The sequence below is a fragment of the Saccharopolyspora aridisoli genome (assembly GCF_004348445.1).
In the GTDB taxonomy this organism is placed as follows: Bacteria; Actinomycetota; Actinomycetes; order Mycobacteriales; family Pseudonocardiaceae; genus Saccharopolyspora; species Saccharopolyspora aridisoli.
In genome coordinates, this window is record NZ_SMKV01000008.1 from 186,549 (window position 1) to 205,109 (window position 18,561).

Consider the following 18,561-nt stretch of genomic DNA (forward strand, 5'->3'; position numbering starts at 1 on the left):
GAGGCAACACGTGACCGTTCAAGCCGACACCGCTCGCCGGCGGCACAAGCTGTCGCTGGTGCTGTTCGTGGTGAGCCTGGTGTGCGCCCTGGTCCTCGGGGTGCTGTGGGTGCTGGCCAGCAACAACTCGTCGGTGGCCTACGCGGCGACGCGTGATGAGGCGCTGCAGCAGGGCCAAGAAGCGATCGTCAACTTCAACTCGCTGGACCACAAGGACATCGACCGCGGTCTGCAGCGGTGGGAGGACAACTCCACCGGTGCGCTGCGGGACGAGGTCCGGAAGGGCCGCAAGGACTACGCCACCCGCATCCAGCAGGCCAAGAGCAGCACCACCGCTCGCGTGCTGGACGCGGGCATCGTCGAGCTCGACGAGAACGCGGGCAAGGCCCGGATGATCGCGGTCGTGCAGATCACGGTCACCGTGGAGGGCCAGCCCCCGGCCAACAAGCAGGATCGCTACCAGGCAGAACTCACGCGTGAGGGCGACGTCTGGAAGATCAGCGGACTGGGCACCGTCCCGGTCGGCTGAACGGCGAGACCCGAAAGCGATTCGAGGAGTACAGCCAGTGCCTACCAACCGCCGTTCCGGCACGAACCGGCAGCCAGCGGCACGCCGGCCGAAGGTGGCCGGCCTGCGCAAGCGCCCCACTTCGCCCGCCTCCTCCGAGGAGACGGCGAAGCCGGAGGAAGAGGACCAGGTCAACGGCACTGCGGTGACCGAGCAGCCGGAGGCTGCGGAGCCTGCGGCCGCCGAGCCGGAGCCTGCTGAGCCGGAGGCTGCGAAACCTGCGGCCGCTGAGCCGGAGACAGCCGAGAGCGAGGCGGCTGAGCCCGACGCCGCTGAGCCGGAACAGCAGGTCAGCGAGGCTGTCGCGGCCGACGAGCGGTCATCCGAGGCGGAGTCGTCCGCCTCGGAGCCGAAGAGGACCGAGACCGAGGATGCCGAGCCCGAGAGCTCGAAGTCCGAGGTCGCGGAGTCCGGCGAGGCCGGCAAGCCGTGGGTGCTGTGGGGCGTGACGGCGCTGCTGTTCGCGCTGGCGATCTTCTTCGGTGTCTCGGCCTACACGACCTACAACACCGGCCCTGCCGCGAACGAGGCGTTGACCTCGGCGGGCGCGACCAGCGAGGTCAACGGCCAGGTCAGCGACGGGATCGAGAAGCTCTTCTCCTACGACTTCAACGACACGGCCAAGACCGAGAACGCCGCCAAGGACCTCCTGGTCGGCCCGGCGGTGCAGAAGTACGACGAGCTGTTCGCCCTGGTCAAGCAGCAGGCGCCGCAGCAGCAGCTGATCGTCACCACCACGGTGAAGAACAGCGCGGTGACGCGTCTGGAAGGCGACCGCGCCGAGGTCCTCATCTTCGTCGATCAGCACGCGATGCGCGCCAACACCGGTGAGTCCAACATCGGCCCCGCCCAGCTCTCGGTCAGCGCCGAGAAGCAGGGCGACAAGTGGAAGATCACCCAGCTCACGCTGCGCTGATCCCGGCATTGCACGACGAGGGCGGTTCTGGTCGGACCAGGACCGCCCTCGTCGCAGCAGCCGCTCCCTCAGGGACCGACGTGGATGTGGGCGCTCCAGGTCGCGTGGTCGTTCGGACGGGCGTTGCGGAGCTCCCGGGCCGCGTTGTGCAGCGCGTAGGCGGCACCGTCGGTTCCGTACCCGCGCTGCCCGAACACCTCCGAGTAGAAGTCCGCGTGCGCCTCGACCGCGCTGCTCACGTCGACTTCCCACAGGGTGCCGATGACGTGGGTGAACCCGGCGAACCCCAGCGCCGAGGCCAGCGACAGCGCAGCCGCGCACGGATGATCGGCCGCGGTCGCGACCTGACCCAGGTAGCAGAACTCCGCCTTGTCCAACGCGACCTGCCCCAGCTCGACCAGGCCGAGCGGCCGCTGGCCGTCGCGGTCCAGCAGCATCCCGGCGGCGGGCTGGGCGGGGAACTGCGAGCTCGGCTCGCAGATGTGCACCCACGGGTAGTTCGGCAGCATCCGCAGCACGTCGGTCGCGCTGGCGCTCTCGGTGGAGATGATCTCCGCGCTCGGCCAGTGCTGGGCCAGCACCTGGTTCTGCGGCGGGAGCTCGCGCGAGACCTGCTCGGCCGATCCGGCCGCCACCAGCGCGTCGCCTTCCGGCACGGGCCGGGTGCGGGCGCGCAGCAGGCAACCGAGCGTCGGCGTGTGCGACGAGACGACGCGATCCAGCGCCGAGGCGCCGGCATGCGCCGTCGCGGAGTGCAGCGGCAGGTAGGCCGACGCGCCGAAAGCGCTCCACCAGACCCGGGGCCAGCGCGCGCCCGCGGCAGGTGTGTTGAGGTATCCCATCCGGTCCAGCACCGGGCGCACCAGTCGTACCCACGTCCAGTCCAGCACCTCGGCCATCGACGCGTGGTCGTCCTGCTGCGCAGCGGTCAGCAGCGCGAGGGCCTGCTCACCAGCCTTCTCCGGGGTGGCGTGCGGGATGGGCACGGTCAGCACCCGACCGCCGAAGATCACCAGCACGTCCGAGCGGTACCGGCTGAGGTTGACGATCGCCACCGACCCGTCGCCGCCGACACCGCTGAGCTCGGAGAACGGCTGGACCCGCAGGTGCGTCGGCTGGACTTCGCGGACCTCGTTGATCAGCACCGCCCAGGCCTCGGCCAGCCGCATGCGGTCGTCGGTGTCGCCCAGGTCGGGGTCCTCGGCCGGGCGGTCCAGCAACCGCCGCAGCCGCACGATCTCGTTGGCGAGGTCGGGGTGCTCGCGGTGCAGCGAGCCGAGCTCGCCGCCGCTGGGCAGGAAGTCCGCCAGGATCGCCGACCTGCCGTGCTCGATGAGCTCCACGGCCTTGTCCGGCTCGCCGGCCTCGATGGCGCTGGCCGCTGCGTCGGCCACGATCGATGCCCAGCGCTGCTGCGCGCTCGGGGAGGCCACGACCCGCTTGCCGCGGGTCATCAGCGGCAGCAGCTCGACGGCGGTGGTGAACGACTCCAGCGCCTCCGACCAGCGCTGCTCCTGAGCGCTGATGCGTCCGGCCAGCGCGGCTGCCCGAAGCCGCTGCTCGGCGGGCGCGTTGATCTGGGTGGCAGCCTCGGTGAGCACCTTGCGCGCCCAGCGGTGGTACCGGCGACGACCGGTGCGCTGGTGAAGCGCCTGCAGCGCCCGGCCGAGCTGGATGGACACCGCCGCCCGCCCGGGAGTGGTGTCCGGCATCCCGATGAGCGCCTGGTCGAACAGCTCGATCGCTGTCTCCACGTCCTGCGCGCGCCCGGCCCGCTGGAACCGGTGCGCCAGCACCGCGCCCAGCTGCACCCACGCGATGTGCTGTGTCTGGGAGTCCGAGGCCTTCGCCGCCTCGCGGGCCAGTTCGCCCGCGCGGTCCAGGTCGTCGCGGTTCTCGACGTGCTCGTAGCGCACCAGCAGGCTCGTGATGAGCGCGGTGATCATCCGCGCGCGCTGGGAGGGAGCGGCGGCCTCGACCGACGCTTCGCCCGCGGTGACCGCGGTGTCCAGCGCCTTGACCTCGCCACCGTGCATGAAGTGCCTGCGCAGCAGGATCGCGTACCCGCCGAGTGCGAGCGAGCGGTGGGTGTCCTCGTTGGCCAGCGCCCGCACGGCCGGCGTGATCGGGCGCAGGACCCGGCGCAGCTGGCCGGACTCACCGGTGGCGTCGACGTGCTCGGCGGTGGCGACGGACAACTGCCAAACGGCCAGGCCCAGCTGCGGGTTCCCGCCTTCGAGGACGCCGAGGACGCCGATCAGCTCGTTGATCGCGGAGTTGAGGTCGGTGAGGTCACCGTTGCGCTGGAAGCGCAGCCGCAGCGCCTCGGCGTACCGGCACAGCCCGCCGCGGCGGGCGTCGCCGTCGGGCAGCGCACCCGATCCGGCCGAGAGGTGCTTGATCGCCTCGTCGAGGTCGTCCTGGTCGCCGTTGCGCTGGTAGCGGCGCATCAGCGCGCCCCCGAGGTTGATCAGCAGCTCGGAGGTGGTGGCGTCGCTAGCCGGGGAGATCCGCGCGGCTTCCCGGAAGACCGAGATGGATTCCACGTCGGATTCCGCCGAGTCCGCGAGCTGGGCGTGCAACTTCAGCGCGTTGGCCAGCCGCAGCAGCACCATGGGGCGCCGCTGGTCGCGCTTGGGGGTGATCTCGACGGCTTCGCGCGCGACGTGCGCGCTGTCAGCGGCGAACTGGGCCTGACCGGTCTTGCCCGCGAGGTCGGTGAGGGCCAGCGCGAGGTTGCAGTAGTAGAGGATGCGGTCGCGGTCGCCGGAGTGCGCGGAGTTCGTCGCCGCTCGGTAGTAGCCGATGGCGTCTTCGAGGTCGGCGAGCTCGCGGCTGCGCACGTAGGTCAGCTGGACGGCGCTGCCGAGGTTGTTGAGCACGCCCGCTCGGGCGGGGTCGTCCTCGCGCAGCACGCCCGCGGTGGTGCGGAAGACCTCGGTGACCCACTGCAGATTGCTGAAGTCGAGCGTGGTGACGATCTGGTTCATCGCCGCGATCGCGTCGGCGTAGCGCTGCTCGGCGCTGCGGCGCTCGGTGCCCCCGGGCCTGGCGACCGCGCTGTTCCCACCGGTGGCAGGGCCGCCGCTGCCGGGTCCGCCACCGAAGCCGGGGTTGGTGCCGGTGCCGGGGTTGGTGCCGGTGTGCGGGCCGCCGGGTCGCGCGTCGGGGCTGTCCGCGGTGGCCTGGCCGTCGTCCTCCGGCGCGAACCAACTGGATTGAGGGGGTTGAGGGCCGCTCTGGTCCTTGCCTCCGGTCCAACGCTGCAGCCCGCGGAACCGCTCGCTCGCGCGGCGTGCATCGTCTGTCATCGGTCGTTTCTCCTGTGGCCTGCCGGGCACCGGTCGGGGAAGCCGGTGGTCGTCTCACGTTACCGGCGGAGGTATCTGTCGAGTAGCCCATGTGTTACTAGGTGGGATCGCCACAGAGGTGACGCGTCCCCCCGTTGGATGTAATTGCTGAGCTTCGGTTGGTGAAACTACTAGCTCTGCGCGACGGCATCAGCCCCATAGGGGAAGGTTTGCGGCATCTTGGGGTCTCGATGTGGTCAAGCCGCGTCGACGGTCGCCCGGAGTCGAAGTGAAGCCTCGGAGCGTTACGACGTTCGGGTGGCGGCCGTCCAGGTCACAACACCTGCCACCACTCAACGTAGTCGATCATGAACGGGCGTTTCCAGATTCCCGATCTCGTCGAGTGGTCTCGGGTGGTCCCGATAAATGGTCTGGGCCAATCCTTTCAAGATCGCGACACCGACGCTTCGAAATGTCGCGCCCGAGTTCTGGCTGATTCCACTCAGGGCGCGTGCGAATTGGGGCTCATGGGGCCTGTGGGAATTGTGTGGCGTGCGTCGCGGAAGTGACACGCCGACAGTGAATGACCACTTTAAGGTGAAGTTCGCCCGCGTCGAGGCGGTCCCGGGCGGTCTCGGTGCGCCCGCGGGCGCGCCGGAAGCGCGTTCCGGGGTCCCTGCACCGTAGCCCGAAGGGAGTTCCTGAACGGATGTCAAGAGCCGATCGGACGGGTTCGCCGAGGGCGTGAAGGAACTGCCTCATGTGCTGATCAAAAGGCCCTGACCAGGTTGAACAAGCCCCTCGGTGATCACGCGAGGTGATCGTGTCTTCCGCCACGAGAGTGATCGATCGGTGATCTCTTGACTGAAAGCGCGCGCGGGTTCACTCTGGTCCTCAACGCGGGGCTGGGCCGCCATCGGTGGGCCCCCTCGACAGCTGGCGTCCTTCCGGCTAGACTGCTACTTTGCGCTGCCCTCCTATTGGTCTGCCCGCACTGGACCGTAGGATGGTCGGCGCCATTGCACCCTTGACAGCTGTGCTAGTGATTTGCGCGCTTGCCTGACGCGCGCTTCTCGCCGTGAGCATGGCTGTAGCCAGTTCAGAGTCCCGGAAGGACGCATCTTGGCAGTCTCCCGCGCGACCAAGGTCTCTGCAGCTTCCAACTACACGTCGGGGATCCCTGGGGCACCCAAGCGGGTCTCGTTCGCGAACATCCGCGAACCGCTGAACGTGCCGAACCTGCTAGACCTGCAGATCCAGTCCTTCGAATGGCTTGTCGGTAACGAGGCCTGGTTCCAGCGCCGGGTCGACGCCGGCGAGGACAATCCGGTTGGTGGTCTTGAGGAGGTCCTCAGCGAGATCTCCCCGATCGAGGACTTCTCCGGATCGATGTCGCTGTCTTTCTCCGATCCGCGCTTCGACGAGGTCAAGGCCTCCGTCGGGGAGTGCACGGACAAGGACATGACCTACGCGGCGCCCCTGTTCGTCACCGCTGAGTTCACCAACCACTCGACTGGCGAGATCAAGAGCCAGACGGTGTTCATGGGTGACTTCCCGATGATGACCGACAAGGGCACCTTCATCATCAACGGAACCGAGCGGGTCGTGGTCTCCCAGCTCGTGCGTTCCCCCGGTGTCTACTTCGACCAGTCGGTCGACAAGACCACTGACAAGGACGTCTTCAGCGTCAAGATCATCCCGAGCCGCGGTGCGTGGCTCGAGTTCGACGTCGACAAGCGGGACACCGTCGGTGTCCGCATCGACCGCAAGCGCCGTCAGCCGGTCACCGTGCTGCTCAAGGCGCTGGGCTGGTCCACAGAGGCCATCCGCGAGCGCTTCGGCTTCTCCGAGACGCTGATGGCGACCCTGGAGAAGGACCACACCGGCGGCACCGACGAGGCGCTGCTGGACATCTACCGCAAGCTGCGCCCGGGCGAGCCGCCGACCAAGGAGAGCGCCCAGACCCTCCTGGAGAACCTGTTCTTCAAGGAGAAGCGCTACGACCTGGCTCGCGTCGGCCGCTACAAGGTCAACAAGAAGATCGGTCTTTCGCAGTCCTACGAGACCGGCGTGCTGACCGAAGAGGACATCGTCACCACGATCGAGTACCTGGTCCGCCTGCACGCAGGCGAGATCGAGATGCCCGCTCGCGGTGAGGACGCCGGCGACAACATCCCGGTCGAGGTCGACGACATCGACCACTTCGGCAACCGCCGCCTGCGCACCGTCGGCGAACTGATCCAGAACCAGGTCCGCGTCGGTCTGTCGCGCATGGAGCGGGTCGTCCGCGAGCGGATGACCACGCAGGACGTCGAGGCGATCACGCCGCAGACCCTGATCAACATCCGCCCGATCACGGCGGCGATCCGGGAGTTCTTCGGCACCTCGCAGCTGTCGCAGTTCATGGACCAGACCAACCCGATCGCGGGTCTGACGCACAAGCGTCGTCTCTCCGCGCTCGGCCCGGGCGGTCTGTCCCGTGAGCGCGCGGGCATGGAAGTCCGAGACGTGCACCCCTCGCACTACGGGCGCATGTGTCCGATCGAGACGCCGGAAGGCCCGAACATCGGCCTGATCGGCTCGCTGGCCACGTTCGCGCGGGTGAACCCGTTCGGCTTCATCGAGACGCCGTACCGCAAGGTCGTCGACGGCCGGGTCACCGACCAGATCGACTACCTGACGGCCGACGAAGAGGACCGCTACGTCAAGGCCCAGGCCAACGCGGTGATCGACGACGAGGGCAACTTCATCGACGAGCGCGTGCTGGGTCGGCGCAAGGGCGGTGAGGTCGAGCTGCTCGCCCCCACCGAGATCGACTACATGGACGTCTCGCCGCGGCAGATGGTCTCCGCCGCGACCGCGATGATCCCGTTCCTGGAGCACGACGACGCCAACCGCGCCCTGATGGGTGCGAACATGCAGCGTCAGGCGGTGCCGCTGCTGCGCAGCGAGTCCCCGCTGGTCGGCACCGGCATGGAGCTGCGCGCCGCGGTCGACGCCGGTGAAGTCATCACCGCTGACAAGGCCGGTGTGGTCGAGGAGCTGACCGCGGACTTCGTCACGATCATGGCCGACGACGGCACCCGCCGCTCGTACCGGATGGAGAAGTTCTCCCGGTCCAACCACGGCACCTGCATCAACCAGAAGCCGATCGTCAACGAGGGCGACCGGATCGAGGCCGGGCAGGTCATCGCGGACGGACCGTGCACCGAGAACGGCGAGATGGCCCTGGGCAAGAACTTGCTCGTGGCGATCATGCCGTGGGAGGGGCACAACTACGAGGACGCCATCATCCTGAGCCAGCGCCTGGTGCAGGACGACGTGCTCACCTCGATCCACATCGAGGAGCACGAGGTCGACGCTCGCGACACCAAGCTCGGTGCCGAGGAGATCACCCGGGACATCCCGAACGTCTCCGACGACGTGCTGGCCGACCTCGACGAGCGCGGCATCATCCGCATCGGTGCCGAGGTCCAGGGCGGTGACATCCTGGTCGGCAAGGTCACCCCGAAGGGCGAGACCGAGCTGACCCCGGAGGAGCGGCTGCTGCGCGCCATCTTCGGCGAGAAGGCCCGCGAGGTCCGCGACACCTCCCTGAAGGTGCCGCACGGCGAGACCGGCAAGGTCATCGGCGTCCGCGTGTTCAACCGCGAGGACGACGACGAGCTGCCCCCGGGCGTCAACCAGCTGGTGCGGGTCTACGTCGCTCAGAAGCGCAAGATCCAGGACGGCGACAAGCTCGCCGGCCGCCACGGCAACAAGGGCGTCATCGGCAAGATCCTGCCCGCCGAGGACATGCCGTTCCTGTCCGACGGCACCCCGGTCGACATCATCCTGAACACCCACGGTGTTCCGCGACGGATGAACATCGGCCAGGTGCTGGAGACGCACCTCGGCTGGATCGCCTCGCGCGGTTGGACGATCGACCCCGATGCCGAGTGGGCCAAGCGCCTGCCGGAGGAGCTGCTCGACGTCGAGCCCGGGACCAACACCGCCAGCCCCGTCTTCGACGGTGTGCGGGAGGAGGAGATCACCGGCCTGCTCGGCTCGACCAAGCCGAACCGCGACGGCGACCGGATGGTCGGCGGAGACGGCAAGGCGCAGCTGTTCGACGGCCGCAGCGGTGAGCCGTACCCGTACCCGACCGCGGTCGGCTACATGTACATCCTCAAGCTGTCGCACCTGGTGGACGACAAGATCCACGCCCGTTCCACCGGCCCGTACTCGATGATCACCCAGCAGCCGCTGGGTGGTAAGGCGCAGTTCGGTGGTCAGCGCTTCGGTGAGATGGAGTGCTGGGCCATGCAGGCCTACGGTGCCGCCTACACGCTGCAGGAACTGTTGACGATCAAGTCCGATGACGTGGTGGGCCGCGTCAAGGTCTACGAAGCGATCGTCAAGGGCGAGAACATCCCCGAGCCGGGTATCCCGGAGTCGTTCAAGGTGCTGCTCAAGGAGCTCCAGTCCTTGTGCCTGAACGTCGAGGTGCTCTCCAGCGACGGCGCCGCGATCGAGATGCGCGACACCGAGGACGAGGACCTGGAGCGCGCCGCTGCCAACCTCGGCATCAACCTGTCCCGCAACGAGAACCCGTCGGTCGACGACATCGCGCACTGACCCTCGCCGCCGGCCCGCGGGCCTAGTCCCGCGGGCCGGCGACCGACCCAACCTGGCACTTGCTTCAACCGGTGGCACCGGGAGAGGCACCATTCGACCAAGGGAGAAGACCCGACGTGCTTGACGTCAACTTCTTCGATGAACTCCGCATCGGCCTCGCCACGGCCGACGACATCCGCCAGTGGTCGTACGGCGAGGTCAAGAAGCCCGAGACCATCAACTACCGAACCCTGAAGCCGGAGAAGGACGGGCTCTTCTGCGAGAAGATCTTCGGTCCGACCCGGGACTGGGAATGCTACTGCGGCAAGTACAAGCGGGTCCGCTTCAAGGGCATCATCTGCGAGCGCTGCGGCGTCGAGGTCACCCGCGCCAAGGTGCGTCGTGAGCGGATGGGCCACATCGAGCTGGCCGCCGCGGTCACCCACATCTGGTACTTCAAGGGCGTTCCGTCGCGGCTGGGTTACCTGCTCGACCTGGCCCCGAAGGATCTCGAGAAGATCATCTACTTCGCGGCCTACGTGATCACCGGTGTGAACACCGAGCTGCGGCACAACGACCTGTCGACGCTGGAGAGCGAGATCAGCGTCGAGCGCAAGCGGACCGCTGACCAGCGCGACGCCGACCTGGAGGCCCGGGCCCAGAAGCTCGAGACCGACCTGGCCGCGCTCGAGGCCGAGGGCGCCAAGAGCGACCAGCGCCGCAAGGTCAAGGAAGGCGCCGAGCGCGAGATGAAGCAGCTGCGCGACCGCGCGCAGCGCGAGCTCGACAAGCTCGACGAGATCTGGGACACCTTCACCAAGCTGGAGCCCCGTCAGCTCATCGCCGACGAGGTCCTCTACCGCGAGCTCTACGACCGGTACGGCGAGTACTTCACCGGTGGCATGGGCGCGGAGGCGATCCAGACCCTGCTGTCGAACTTCGACATCGGTGCCGAGGCCGAGTCGCTGCGCGAGACGATCCGCAGCGGCAAGGGCCAGAAGAAGCTGCGCGCCCTCAAGCGGCTCAAGGTCGTGGCGGCCTTCCAGGCCACCGGCAACGACCCGAGCGGCATGGTGCTCAACTGCGTGCCGGTCATCCCGCCGGACCTGCGTCCGATGGTGCAGCTCGACGGTGGTCGTTTCGCGACCTCCGACCTCAACGACCTGTACCGCCGCGTGATCAACCGCAACAACCGCCTCAAGCGACTGATCGACCTCGGCGCCCCCGAGATCATCGTCAACAACGAGAAGCGGATGCTGCAGGAGTCCGTGGACGCGCTGTTCGACAACGGCCGCCGCGGACGCCCGGTCACCGGTCCGGGCAACCGGCCGCTGAAGTCGCTGTCCGACCTGCTCAAGGGCAAGCAGGGTCGTTTCCGTCAGAACCTGCTGGGCAAGCGAGTCGACTACTCGGGCCGTTCGGTCATCGTCGTCGGCCCGCAGCTGAAGCTGCACCAGTGCGGTCTGCCGAAGGAAATGGCCGTCGAGCTGTTCAAGCCCTTCGTCATGAAGCGGCTGGTCGACCTCAACCACGCGCAGAACATCAAGTCCGCCAAGCGGATGGTGGAGCGCCAGCGCCCGCAGGTGTGGGACGTGCTGGAAGAGGTCATCGCCGAGCACCCCGTGCTCCTCAACCGTGCTCCCACGCTGCACCGCCTGGGCATCCAGGCGTTCGAGCCGCAGCTGGTGGAGGGCAAGGCGATCCAGCTGCACCCGCTGGTCTGCGAGGCGTTCAACGCGGACTTCGACGGTGACCAGATGGCGGTCCACCTGCCGCTGTCGGCCGAGGCTCAGGCCGAGGCCCGGGTCCTGATGCTGTCCAGCAACAACATCCTGTCGCCGGCCTCCGGTCGGCCGCTGGCGATGCCGCGTCTGGACATGGTCACGGGCCTGTACCACCTGACCCGCCTGGTCGAGGGCGCCAAGGGCGAAGGTCTGGCGTTCTCGTCGGTCGGCGAGGCGATCATGTCCTTCGACCGCGGCGTGCTGGACCTGCAGGCCAAGGTCAAGATCCGCCTGCGGGACCTGGTCCCGAACGCGCAGCAGATGCCGGAGGGCTGGGAGCCGGGGCAGGCGTGGATCGCCGAGACCACGCTGGGCCGCGTCTGGTTCAACGAGCTGCTGCCCGAGGACTACCCGTTCGTCGACGACCTGCTGCCGAAGAAGAAGCAGGCCGCGATCGTCAACGACCTCGCCGAGCGGTACCCGATGGTCGCCGTCGCCCAGACGCTGGACAAGCTGAAGGACGCCGGTTTCCACTGGGCCACCCGTTCCGGTGTGACCGTGTCGATCACCGACGTCGTCGTGCCGCCGAACAAGACCGAGATCCTCGACGGCTACGAGGCCAAGGCCGACCAGGTCGAGAAGCGGTACCGCCGTGGTGCGCTGTCCTACCAGGAGCGCAACGCCGAGCTGGTCAAGGTCTGGACCGCGGCCAAGGACGAGGTCGCCGAGGCCATGGAGACCAACTTCCCCGACGACAACTCGATCAGCACGATCGTGAAGTCCGGGGCGGCCGGTAACATGACCCAGGTCGTTCAGCTGGCGGGTATGCGTGGTCTGGTGTCGAACCCCAAGGGTGAGTACATCCCGCGCCCGATCAAGGCGAACTTCCGCGAGGGCCTGTCCGTGCTGGAGTACTTCATCTCCAACCACGGTGCCCGCAAGGGTCTGGCCGACACGGCGCTCCGCACGGCCGACTCGGGTTACCTGACCCGTCGTCTGGTCGACGTCTCGCAGGACGTCATCGTCCGCGAGACCGACTGCAGCACCGAGCGCGGCGTCAAGATGCCGATCGCGGAGCTGCTGCCGGACGGCAAGCTGCTGCGCGACCAGCACGTCGAGACCAGCGTCTACGCCCGCACGACCGCCGAGGACGTCACCGACGCCGACGGCAACATCGTGCTGGTTCGCGGGTCCGACCTGGGCGACCCGGCGATCGAGAAGCTGCTCGCCGCGAAGATCACGAAGATCAAGGTTCGCAGCGTTCTGACCTGCGAGTCCGCGGTCGGCGTCTGCTCGGTCTGCTACGGCCGCTCGATGGCCACCGGCAAGTTGGTCGACGTCGGCGAGGCCGTCGGCATCGTCGCCGCCCAGTCGATCGGTGAGCCCGGCACGCAGCTGACGATGCGCACCTTCCACCAGGGCGGTGTCGCCGGTGACGACATCACCACCGGTCTGCCGCGTGTGCAGGAGCTGTTCGAGGCCCGCGTTCCGAAGGGCAAGGCCCCGATCGCCGACACCTCCGGACGCATCCGGCTGGAGGACAACGACCGCTACTGGAAGATCACGATCATTCCGGACGACGGCGGCGAGGAGATCGTCTACGACAAGCTGTCCAAGCGTCAGCGGCTCGCGGCGATCTCGGTGGACGGCACCGAGCGGCAGATCTCCGACGGCGACCACGTCGAGGTCGGTCAGCAGCTGCTCGAAGGTGCGGTCGACCCGCACGAGGTGCTGCGCGTGATGGGCCCGCGCGAGGCCCAGCTGCACCTGGTGAACGAGGTGCAGGAGGTGTACCGGTCGCAGGGTGTGGGCATCCACGACAAGCACGTCGAGGTCATCGTCCGCCAGATGCTGCGCCGGGTCATCATCATCGACTCGGGTGCCACCGAGTTCCTGCCCGGCTCGCCGGTCGAGCGCTCGCAGTTCGAGGCCGAGAACCGCCGCGTCGTCGCCGAAGGCGGGGACCCGGCCTCCGGCCGTCCGGTGCTGATGGGCATCACCAAGGCGTCGCTGGCCACCGAATCGTGGCTGTCGGCGGCTTCCTTCCAGGAGACGACCCGCATCCTCACCAACGCCGCTATCGAGGGCGCGAGTGACAAGCTGGTCGGCCTGAAGGAGAACGTGATCATCGGTAAGTTGATCCCGGCTGGCACGGGCATCAACCGGTACCGCAACATCCAGGTGCAGCCGACCGAGGAGGCACGGGCCGCGGCCTACGCGATCCCGTCCTACGACGACAGCTACTACACCCCGGATGTGTTCGGCGCCGGCACCGGTGCGGCCGTCCCGCTGGACGACTACGACTTCGGCCGCGACTACCGCTGAGGTCCGAAGTGATCAGGCGCCCCCTGCCCGACTCCTCCGGGCAGGGGGCGCTTCCATCGCATCAACCGATGTTCGTCGTGGTGTTGTTGTGCGCTATTACTAGTGCTGAGGTTCGTCCGCGGTGGCATCCGCGGGGGAGGACTGCGCGTCGTAGTGGTCGGCGAGGGCTTCCGCCTCGATCTTGGGCATGGGGAGCGTCTGTTCAGCGGGGGCTGGACTCATGCGACGGAAGTTAGTGCAGTCCATGGTCAAGCGGAACCTCTGGTGATCATTCCGTTGACTTTCGAGCATGAAGAAGCCCCTGCTGGGCAGGGGCTTCTTCATGTCCAGGGGGCCATGCCTGGGAGGGGACCACGGCGCCCCGGGAGTCCTCGGGTCAGCCTTCGAGCTCGGCGAGGGCCTTGCGGACTCGTTCGACCTCGGCTTCGAGCTCGGCGAGCTTGGCCTCGTGCTGCTGACGGGCTTCGTTGATGACGCCCTCGATTGTCTCGGAGATCTCCGAGTTGAGCTCGGCGGCGGCCTTGGACACCGCGGCGGCCGCGACCGGCAGGGCCTGCACGACGCGCTTGCCCTGGTGCAGCAGGTCGGCCTGCCACTCGCCGTCGGCGGTGCCGGTGACGGTGAGCGTGAGCTCGACGGTGCGGGTCTTCTTCGCGGTGCTCTTGCGGGTCTGGCGCTTCTTGGGCGCCTCAGCCTGAGCCTCGGAGGTCTCGGTGGCCGCCGGGGCCTGGGTTTCGGACAAGGGGGCCTCGGTCGCGACAGCGGAGGGCGCCGTGCTGTCCGCGCCGGTGTTCTCGGCCGGAGTGGTCTGGTCTTCGGTCAACTCTGTGCTCCTGTTTATCGCGGGAGGGGACACCAGAATAGAACAGGTGTTCCCCAGCTGTTGCAGTGGACACGCCGACGACGCGCAGTGTCGTCTGATCAGGTCACCGTTCGAGGACGCTGACCAGGGCTTGCAGTGCGGGACGGAACGCGTGGTCGGAGGGCGCCGCGTACCCGACGATCACGCCGGGTGGGTGCGATCCGGGGCTGAGCCAGTGCGGCCCCAGCACCTGGAGCTCCACCGACCGCCGCCGCGCCCTGTCGAGGACTTCGAGTTCCGTGGGTCCTTCCGGATCCAGCTGCAAGGTCACGTGCAGTCCCGCCGAGATACCGGCCGGGTGGGGCCGGTGTTTCGCACGCATTCCGCGCAGCGCTTCACCGAGGTGCTCGCGGCGCTGACGGTAGGTGGCGCGCGATCGGCGGACGTGCTGATCGTAGGCCCCCGACAAGATCAACTCAGCCATGGCCAGCTGTTCGAACAGCGGAGCGTGCAACCCGCTGTTCCGCTTGAGCTCCCGAACTGGTCCCACCAGCCGCGACGGCAGCGCCAACCAGGCCAGACGCAGCGCGGGCGCCAGGGTCTTGCTCGCCGTCCCGGCGTAGACGACGTTGTCCGGGCCCATCCCCTGCAGCGAGCCCATCGGCTGCCGGTCGAAGCGGAACTCGCCGTCGTAGTCGTCGTCGATGACCAGCAGGTCCTCGTCCTTGGCGCGCCGCGCCAGCTCCGCCCGTCGTGCCGAGCTCATGCTGACGCCGAGCGGGAACTGGTGCGCCGGGGTGACCACCACGGCCCGGCTGCGCAGCTGGGAGACGTCGATTCCTTCGCCGTCGACCGGGATGCCGTGCACCGACATCCCGAACCCGGCGGGGATGTCCCAGAGGTGCGGCGCCGACGGGTCCTCGAAGTCGACGGAGGACTCGCCTTGATCGGCAAGCGCATTGCTGAGCAGCGACAACGCCTGCGTGTAGCCATTGCAGACGATGATGTTGCCCGGCGTGGTCGCCACCGCCCGCTCGCGCGCGAGGTAGCCGGCGAGCGCCACGCGCAGCCGCGGATGCCCCTGCGGATCGCCGTAGTCGAGGTCGTCGGTGGGCACGTCGCGCAGCGCGCGGCGGCTGGCCGCCAGCCAGTCCCGGCGCGGGAAAGAGCTCAGGTCCGGCCGTCCCGAGCGGAAGTCCCAGCGCGCGACGCCCGGTTGCGCGGGCTCGGGCGCGTCGGGCTGCGCGGGGGTCGCGAGCAGTTCGGCGACGACCGTGGGAGCGCCCTGCCGGGCCACCAGGAACCCCTCGGCCACCAACTGGTCGTAGGCGCGGGTGACGGTGCCGCGCGCGATCCCGAGCTCCTGAGCGAGCGAACGCGTCGAGGGAACCCGGCTGCCGGCCGCGAGAGATCCGTCCCGGACGGCGGCCCTGAGGGCCTCGGTCAGCTGCTTGCTGTCCGGGTGAACCAGCCCAGCGAACCATCCCACCGTCACGGTGCAGACCTTAGTACCTCGAGCGGCGCTCGGTCCGCGCAGCGGTGCCTCATGGCTCGTCGTGATCATCGCCTCGGTGGGAAAGATCCGTTCGACCCTGCCGGTGCACGATCGGTTGATAACGTGCTCAGCCGCTGGACAGTTGATCGACGGGGAGTGTTGTGGCGGAGGATTTCGGCAGGGACATCGGTGCCGCCGAGCGGATGGTTCGCGAGTGGCAGGACCGGGCGGCGGAGAAGGCCGAGAAGTTCAACCGCCTGCAGCAGCAGGTCGAGCAGATCTCGGTGACCGAGTCCTCCCGCGATGGCGCGATTAGGGTGACCGTGGCGTCCACCGGGATGCTGCAGGACCTGCAGCTCGCCGACAACGCCAACAACCGCCCGATGCCCAGGCTCGGTGCGGAGATCATGCGGTTGGTGCAGCAAGCGCAGGCCAAGATCCCCGGGCAGATGCAGGAGGCCGTCGAAGGCACCGTCGGGCTCGCCGACTCGGCCGCCCAGCACGTGCTCGACCAGGCCCGCAAGCACTTCCCGGAGCCCCCGCCCGAGGAGGAGCCGCCGCGCGGCACCCGGCCGAACGAGATCCGCCCGGCCGTCGAGGACGACCACCAGCCGCCGCAACGTCGGCAGTCGCCCGGCCGCCGCAGGCCCGACGACTTCGACGACGACTTCGGCAACGGCTCCTTCCTGCGCTGACCTGGGGACTGCACATGCCTGACGAGATGAACGTCGCCATCGAGGACCTGCGCATCCACGCGTCCAAAGTGGATGGTGTGGTGGACCAGCTGAACACGGCCGTCGATGCCTCGCAGCAGGTTTCGTTGGACAACGACGCCTACGGCATCCTGTGCCGCCCCTTCGCGTGGATGATCGACCCGGTCGAGCAGAACGGCGTCGACGCGCTGCGCGAGGCCGTGACGTCGATGCGGCAGATCGCCGACGACGTGCGCGCCACCGCCGAGGACTACCAGCAGGTCGACGACTCCAACAGCGCGCTGATCCGCGGAGTGCAGCCGTGACGAACCCGCTCGTCGAGAAGCAGCCGGAGAGCAACGACGGCTTCGTCACCCAGGGCAGCGGTGACGCGGGCTGGGCGAGCGGCATCGGCATCGCCGAGTCCGTCAACGACGTCTCCAGCCTCGACGAAGGTTCGAGCTGGGTCGAGTCGGGCCTCGGCTACGGCGGTCTCGCGCTGGAGGGCATCAGCCTCGCCGTCGATCCCATCGGCACGCTGCTCTCCTACGGGTTGACCTGGCTGATCGAGCACGTCCAGCCGCTCAAGGAAGCCCTCGACTGGTTCGCAGGAGACCCCGACGGCGTCACCGCCTACGGCAAGACCTGGGAGAACGTCTCCAAGGCCGTCGAGGGGGCCGCGAGTCAGTACAAGGACGCCGTCAAGGCCGACACCGCGAGCTGGACCGGTGCCGCGGGCGACGCCTACCGCAGGACCGCCGCCGAGAAGGGCGAAGCCCTCGACGGAGCGGCGAAGCTCGCGGGGACCATCAGCTCGGTCGTGACGATCATGGGCGAGGTCGTCTCGTTCGTCCGAGAGTTCGTCCGCGACCTGGTCGCCGACTGCATCTCGCGGTTGATCACCTACGCGCTGGAAGCCCTGCTGCCGCCGATCGCTTCGCTGGCCTGGGTGATCCCGCAGGCGGTCGCGTTCATCTCCAAGACGGTCACCAAGATCGCCGACATCGTCGGCAAGCTGACCAGGACGATCAGCAACGTCTCCCCGAAGCTCGCCAAGCTCGCCGAGGTCTTCGGCGACATCATGAGAACCCTCGGCGACAAGGGCAAGGCCGGTGCTGGGGCGATCGGGAAGGTCGCCGAGAAGCTCGACGTCGCCGAGCGGATCGCGGAGAAGGCCTGGAAGAAGGTCGACGACACCTTCGGCACCGACGTCGTCGGCAAGCACAACGCCAAGTTCGGCGGCCCGGACGCTCCGAGCTCCGGGGACGGCGAGTCGTCCTCGGGTAATTCGGCTTCCGGTGGTGGGGAGTCAGGTCCTCGGTCGTCGGGCGGTGCTTCGGGGCAGGGGGATTCGCCGTCTTCGGCCCGCTCGGAATCCATCGCGGAGACCGGCTCTCCGCGTTCCGAGTCCATTTCGGACGGTTCGAGTCCCGGGGGTTCCGCTGGCGGGCGCGGCGACGTGGGCCCGGATTCGCGGTCGAGCGCTGATTCGGGTGGATCGACGCGCACCGATTCCGGTGCCGGGTCGCAGGACGGTTCGAACTCCGGCGGTTCGGCTAGGTCCAACACCCAGTCGCAGGACGGTTCGGGCTCGGGCGGTTCGAACCGCACCGATTCCGGTTCTCAGTCGCAGGATGCTTCGGACTCGACGCGATCCGACTCCGGTTCGGGATCGCAATCGCAGGCCGATTCCGATCCGAGCTCGGGCTCTCAGCGGCACGCGGACTCCGGAGGACCGCAGGCCCGCCCCGATTCGGGGACCCAGTCGCACGCGGACCCGGGTGGAGCGACTCGCGCCGACACGGGGTCGAGCAACGCCGGCTCGGGCGGTGCGACGTCCAGTGCGCACACCTCCGACGTCCCGCGAGCCCCCTCCAGCACCTCGGCGGCCGCCGTCGACGCCCCGGCCAGGCCGGACGCGGCCGCTCCGCAGTCGGCCCCCGCGGCTCCGCGCCCGGACCAGCCCTCGGGCAACGCCCCTGCCGGCGCAGCGGGCTCTCCGGCGAGCCCGTCGGCTCCCAGCGGCGCAACGCCGTCGCCGCGCGGTGGACGTCAGGGGCAGGGCGGCTGGACTGGCACCTCGGGACATCCGGGCGCAGTCCGCGACCTCCCCACCAACGCGCCCCGGACGCCGCGTTCCCCGAGCCACCCCG

Annotated in this window: 11 protein-coding genes; 7 read left to right on the forward strand and 4 right to left on the reverse strand. The window is 68.6% G+C overall.

The window, feature by feature from the left end:
* Positions 1-10 precede the first annotated feature (10 nt).
* The gene (locus E1161_RS09200; protein WP_235874894.1) at positions 11-529 is read left to right on the forward strand and encodes a nuclear transport factor 2 family protein; all 519 of its coding nucleotides are present in this window, start codon (positions 11-13) and stop codon (positions 527-529) included.
* A gap of 37 nt (positions 530-566) precedes the next feature.
* Positions 567-1,484: a hypothetical protein gene (locus E1161_RS09205; protein ID WP_165939730.1), complete on the forward strand. Its 918-nt coding sequence runs from the start codon at positions 567-569 to the stop codon at positions 1,482-1,484.
* A 68-nt stretch (positions 1,485-1,552) separates the two neighbouring features.
* Here E1161_RS09205 and E1161_RS09210 read toward each other — a convergent pair whose 3' ends face one another.
* Positions 1,553-4,795 carry a CHAT domain-containing protein gene (locus E1161_RS09210; protein WP_132621597.1) on the reverse strand — a complete coding sequence of 1,081 codons (3,243 nt, stop codon included), beginning with the start codon at positions 4,793-4,795 and terminating at the stop codon, positions 1,553-1,555.
* A 1,101-nt stretch (positions 4,796-5,896) separates the two neighbouring features.
* Between E1161_RS09210 and rpoB the strand changes: the two genes are divergently transcribed.
* A complete protein-coding gene (rpoB, locus tag E1161_RS09215; RefSeq protein WP_132621599.1) occupies positions 5,897-9,391 on the forward strand; it encodes a DNA-directed RNA polymerase subunit beta in 3,495 nt (1,164 codons plus the stop codon).
* Positions 9,392-9,507: 116 nt separating this feature from the next.
* A complete protein-coding gene (locus E1161_RS09220; protein WP_132621601.1) occupies positions 9,508-13,419 on the forward strand; it encodes a DNA-directed RNA polymerase subunit beta' in 3,912 nt (1,303 codons plus the stop codon).
* 99 nt (positions 13,420-13,518) lie between these two features.
* On the opposite strand, the gene E1161_RS28315 is transcribed toward E1161_RS09220, so the two are convergent.
* From E1161_RS28315 to pdxR, 3 genes are all read right to left on the reverse strand, one after another.
* Positions 13,519-13,641, reverse strand: coding sequence for a hypothetical protein (locus tag E1161_RS28315; protein ID WP_268951375.1), 123 nt, complete (start codon positions 13,639-13,641; stop codon positions 13,519-13,521).
* Positions 13,642-13,795: 154 nt separating this feature from the next.
* Positions 13,796-14,242 carry a DUF6319 family protein gene (locus E1161_RS09225; protein WP_165939731.1) on the reverse strand — a complete coding sequence of 149 codons (447 nt, stop codon included), beginning with the start codon at positions 14,240-14,242 and terminating at the stop codon, positions 13,796-13,798.
* Between the two features lie 103 nt (positions 14,243-14,345).
* Positions 14,346-15,716, reverse strand: a complete 1,371-nt coding sequence (gene pdxR / locus E1161_RS09230; RefSeq protein ID WP_235874895.1) for a MocR-like pyridoxine biosynthesis transcription factor PdxR — start codon at positions 15,714-15,716, stop codon at positions 14,346-14,348.
* A gap of 161 nt (positions 15,717-15,877) precedes the next feature.
* Between pdxR and E1161_RS09235 the strand changes: the two genes are divergently transcribed.
* The 3 genes from E1161_RS09235 to E1161_RS09245 form a co-directional block, all read left to right on the forward strand.
* Positions 15,878-16,411, forward strand: coding sequence for a YbaB/EbfC family nucleoid-associated protein (locus tag E1161_RS09235; RefSeq protein ID WP_207920151.1), 534 nt, complete (start codon positions 15,878-15,880; stop codon positions 16,409-16,411).
* 14 nt (positions 16,412-16,425) lie between these two features.
* Positions 16,426-16,734: an ESX-1 secretion-associated protein gene (locus E1161_RS09240; protein WP_132621607.1), complete on the forward strand. Its 309-nt coding sequence runs from the start codon at positions 16,426-16,428 to the stop codon at positions 16,732-16,734.
* Positions 16,731-18,561 (forward strand): MSCRAMM family adhesin SdrC (locus E1161_RS09245; protein ID WP_235874896.1); only part of this gene is annotated, 1,831 nt, incomplete at its 3' end. The genes E1161_RS09240 and E1161_RS09245, both read left to right, overlap by 4 nt.